Below are 4,145 nucleotides of genomic sequence, written 5' to 3'. Positions count from 1 at the left end.
CCAGGCTACGAGCGCGCCGCGTTGTTGCGACGGGTCGGGGCGCTGCTGCTCGAGCGCGCCGACGACATTGCCGAGATCATGACGCGCGAAAGCGGCAAGGCGCTGCGAGACGCCCGCGCCGAGGTGGTGCGGTCGCAAGACACCATCATGCTGTCGGCCGAGGAGGCGGTTCGCATCGAAGGCGAGCATGTGCCGCTGGATGCGACCGCGATGGGCGCGGGCAAGCTTGCCATGCTGCTGCGCTTTCCGGTCGGCGTGGTCGGCGCGATCACGCCGTTCAACGCGCCGTTCAATCTCGCTTGCCATAAGGTCGCCCCCGCAATCGCCGCCGGCAACGTCATCGTCCTGAAGGCGCCTCCGCAGACGCCCGGCGTGGTGCACGAACTGGCGCGCCTGTTCGTCGATGCCGGCGCGCCGCCCGGTGTCCTGAGCGTGCTCTATGGCGACCGGGTCGGGCCAGCGCTGGTGCGCGATCCCCGCGTGGATTTCGTCACGTTTACAGGCTCCAGCAAGGTCGGCGCCGAGATCAAGGCCGCGTCCGGCCTGCGCCGCGTGGCGTTGGAACTCGGCGGCAACGGTCCGAGCATCGTCTGCGCGGATGCCTCGATCGAGGAGGCCGCGCCGTTATGCGCGCGCAACGCGATGCGGCTCGCCGGCCAGAGCTGCATCTCCGTGCAATCGGTCTATGTGCATCGCTCGCTCTACGACGCCTTCCTGCCGCTCGTCGTGGCCGAAGTCAAAAAGCTCAAGGTCGGCGATCCGCTCGATCTTGCGACCGATGTCGGCACGCTGATCGATGAGCCGACCGCCAAGCGCGTCGAAAGCTGGATCAACGAAGCGGTCGCGGCGGGCGCGCAGCTCCTGACCGGCGGCACCCGTAACGGCGCCCAGGTCGAGCCGACGGTTCTCGCCAATGTCGACCCCGCCATGAAGGTCGTCTGCGATGAGGTGTTCGGCCCGGTCGTGAGCATTCTGCCGTTCGACGATTTCGGCGCGGTCTGCGCGACCATCAGCGCGAGCCGGTTCGGTCTGCAATGCGGCGTCTTCACCAAATCGATGCCGACCGCGCTGCAGGCGATCCGCTCGATCCGAACCGGAGGCGTCATCATCAACGGCACCTCGACCTGGCGCACCGATCAATTGCCCTATGGCGGGGCAAAGGACAGCGGCATCGGACGCGAAGGGCCGCGCTATGCCATCCGCGACATGACCGAGGAACGGTTGGTTGTGTTCAATGCGTGATGCCAATCGCTCGATAGTACCTCCGATAATGTTGCAATACACATCATTATGTCGGATATTGCCTTAAAGTCGCCTTGAAACGGGGCGCTCCGACAGATCCAGGGAGGAAAGGATGTTTAGTCGCGTTGGGTGTATTGTAGCGGTTGTGGGCGTAGCGATTGCGGGCATCACCGGCGCAGTGGCGCAGGACAAGACGCCGATCAAGCTCGGCTTTGCGATCACGCAGACCGGGCCTTATTCGCCGCCGGCGCTGTTCGAACTGCACGGCTATGAGCTCGCGGTCGATCAGATCAACCAGGCGGGCGGCCTGCTCGGACGTCCGGTCGAGATCGTCAAGTATGACGACCAGGGCAACCCGTCGACCGCCGTTCAGCTCTATCAGAAGCTGTTGACCGACGACAAAGTCGATCTCCTGCTCAGCCCCTATGAGGCCGATCTGGTGGCGGCCGTGGCGCCGATCGTCAATCGCGCTCAGAAGGTGATGCCGTCGCTCTCGGCCAACGTCGATGTCTACAGCGGCAAGTTTCCCTATCTGATGCAGTCCATCACCCAGACCGGCCGCTACATGGAGCCCGTGATCGAGCTCGCCGCGGCCATGGGATACAAGACCATCGCGCTTCTGGTGCAGAACACGCAATTCCCGAAGGAGCTCGGCGCGGGCGTCGTCGCGCTTGCCAAGGAAAAGGGCATGGAGATCGTGTTCGACGAATCCTACCCGCCGAACACGACCGACTTCAGCGCGCTGGTTCTGAAAGCCGGCGAGACCAAGCCGGATGTCATCGTCGGCGCCACCTACCTCGCCGACGCGCAGGGCATCGTGCGCGCGGCCAAGGCGCAGAACGTCCAGGCCAAGATGTTTGCCTTCAGCATTGGCCCGGTCGAGCCGGAGTTCTATCGTGGGCTCGGCACCGCGGCCGAGCAGATGTTTGGAACCACGCTCTATTTCAAGAGCCTGAAAACAGAGGGCAACACCGCGTTCGTGGCGGCATACAAGGCGAAATACAATGTCGATCCGGACTACCATGCCGCCATCGCCTACGCCTCGATGAAGATCTTCGGACAGGTCATCAACAAGGTCGGCAGTCTCGACCAGAAGAAGATCCGGGACGAATTCGTCAAGACCGATGTCCAGACGGTGGTTGGACATTACAAGCTGAACCAGAACGGCCTGCAGCTCGGCTACACGAGCTATGCGTTGCAATGGCTCAAGGGGCAGCAGGAACTGGTCTGGCCGAAGGATCAGGCCACCGCGAGCTACGTTTTGCCGCATTCGGCATGGCAGTGAGCGGCCAGGGCTTATCAAGCTGCATCGCGAATCGCATGGTCAAGCTCCGGCCGGCTGCATGCGATCGGTTGCATCCTTGTGCCGGTCTAATGAAGTCGTCGGCGCGATAAAGAGTAGAGTTGTGTCGAGTCAAGTCGTCGAGTTAAGGGGAAGCTGTTGCCGCGATGACCACGTTCGCTACCCTGATCGTTCTCGGATTGTTGTGGGGAGGGGTCTACCTCCTCGCCGCCGAGGGCCTCAATCTGATCTATGGCGTGATGAAGGTCGTCAATCTGGCGCATGGCGACTTCATCGTGTTCGGCGGTCTGCTGGCCTTCAGCCTCTATGAACTGAACGGCGTCAGTCCGCTGCTGTCGTTTCCCGTCGCCGGTCTGGTCCTGCTTCTGATCGGCGGCGTGGTGCAGTTCGGGATTCTCGAACGCATCGATCTCGCACAACCCGACGCCGAACTACGGACCCTGCTTGCGACCTTCGGCCTCTCTTATGTGATTGCCAACACGAGCTTCCTGCTCTGGGGCTCGCAATTCCAGTCGATTCCGTTCATGCAGGGCTTTGTCAAGGCGGGTCCGATCGCCATTCCGCAGGCGCTCCTGGTCTGCTCGGCGCTGGCCTTCGCGGTGGCGATCGTGGTGCATCTCTGGCTGAACCACACGATTCTGGGCAAGAGCGTGCGCGCGGTCGCCCAGTCCGGGCTCGGAGCTGCCAGCTGCGGCCTGGATATCGTCAGGATCCGCATGCTGACCTTCGCGCTGGGTTCAGCCATGGCGGGGAGCGCGGGCGCGCTCCTGATTTCATTGATTCCCTTCCAGACCTCGTCGGGCGCCGAACTGACCGTGCAGGCGTTCACGCTGATCGCACTCGGCGGACTCGGCAATTACGCGGGCGCGTTCCTGGCCGCCGAACTGCTCGGTCTCGTCGAAGTGATGGTGCAGTATTATCTCGGCACCAATGCCGCGAGCGCGGTCATCTATACTGTTTTCATCGCGGTTCTGGTGTTCCGTCCGCACGGGCTTCTCGGAAGGGCGGTGCGGGTATGAAGATGCATGTTGGAGAATGGCTGCTCTTCGTCGTGTTGTTCGGCCTCGGCATTGCGATCGCGCTGTTGGGAACCGGCTATCAGGCGCAGACCTTGTTCCAGATGGCGATGATGACCCTGCTGGCGATCGGCTGGAATGTCATCAGCGGCTTCACCGGCTATGTTTCGTTCGGCCAGGTCTCGTTCTTCGGGCTCGGCGCCTATGTCGCGGCGATCATTTTTCTTCAATTCGATGCCCCCTGGTATGTCGCTGCCATCGTCAGCGCGATCGGCGCGACCGTGCTCGCATTGCCGCTCGGCATGATCATGCTGCGGTTGAACGGCATCTTCTTCGCGCTCGGCATGTTCGGTCTGGCGCGCATTCTGCAATTGATCGCCAATTCCCTCGACATCACCGGCGGCCCGATGGGCACCTCGGTGCCGGTCGCGGACTCGCCGCAGATCAGCGCGCTGGTCGCGGTTGTCGCGGTTGCGGCGGGGGTCCTGGTGTCGCATCTGCTGTCGCGCTCGCGGCTCGGCATGACGCTGATGGCGACGCGCGACGATCCGGTCGCGGCCGAGGCTGCCGGCGTCAACACCTGG

General features: G+C 63.0%; 4 protein-coding genes. All 4 read left to right on the top strand.

What is annotated here, in order from left to right:
• A partial coding sequence (locus WCB02_RS41685) for an aldehyde dehydrogenase family protein (protein ID WP_423968787.1) occupies positions 1-1,242 on the top strand: 1,242 nt, incomplete at its 5' end.
• A gap of 112 nt (positions 1,243-1,354) precedes the next feature.
• Positions 1,355-2,527: an amino acid ABC transporter substrate-binding protein gene (locus WCB02_RS41680; protein WP_423968784.1), complete on the top strand. Its 1,173-nt coding sequence runs from the start codon at positions 1,355-1,357 to the stop codon at positions 2,525-2,527.
• A gap of 164 nt (positions 2,528-2,691) precedes the next feature.
• Positions 2,692-3,564: a branched-chain amino acid ABC transporter permease gene (locus WCB02_RS41675; protein WP_423968781.1), complete on the top strand. Its 873-nt coding sequence runs from the start codon at positions 2,692-2,694 to the stop codon at positions 3,562-3,564.
• The coding region (locus WCB02_RS41670) for a branched-chain amino acid ABC transporter permease (RefSeq protein ID WP_423968778.1) at positions 3,561-4,145 on the top strand (585 nt) is incomplete at its 3' end. The genes WCB02_RS41675 and WCB02_RS41670, both read left to right, overlap by 4 nt.

Source organism: Bradyrhizobium sp. (assembly GCF_049581145.1).
Classification (GTDB): Bacteria; Pseudomonadota; Alphaproteobacteria; order Rhizobiales; family Xanthobacteraceae; genus Bradyrhizobium.
The sequence above is the reverse complement of the archived record's forward strand: the minus strand, read 5'-3'. Positions and strand labels throughout refer to the sequence as shown.